This is a genomic window from Bradyrhizobium sp. UBA2491 (genome assembly GCF_002341725.1).
GTDB lineage: Bacteria > Pseudomonadota > Alphaproteobacteria > Rhizobiales > Xanthobacteraceae > Bradyrhizobium.
In genome coordinates, this window is record NZ_DDOP01000045.1 from 70,957 (window position 1) to 71,365 (window position 409).

Sequence of the window (409 nt, forward strand, 5' to 3'; positions counted from 1 at the left end):
GGCCTGCGGCTTCACGAAGTGAGCCCGCATCGTGCTCATGTCGGTGTCGCCGAGCACCGTGGTCAGCATGCCATTGCTTGCGCTCGGCGCCAGCATCACCACGCGCATCCAGATGTCGTTGCCCTTGGCGGCCGAAATCCGCGCCGACGTGGTGATCACGCCCTGGCCGGGCCCACCTTTGGGAACGACGGTGTTGATCTCGGTGCTGGACGCCGCGGCATTGCGCGTCGGACGCACACTGCGCGGGATCGGCGCCGACGCCGCGACGATGTTGGCGCGATCGACCGGCGATCCGGCCGGGACGTAGGCGAGCGCCTTGTTGAAGTTCTCGGTCGCGCTGGCCGTGGTCTGCGGATCGGCGGCGCCAACCGCTTCGCGGGCCTTCAGCGCCGCGATCTGCGCGTCCGAA

1 pseudogene is annotated in these 409 nt (G+C 69.2%); it reads right to left on the reverse strand.

Annotated features, from left to right (window positions below):
- Positions 1-409 (reverse strand): annotated as a pseudogene (locus tag B2W55_RS15390) (ATP-binding protein); the annotation flags it as partial.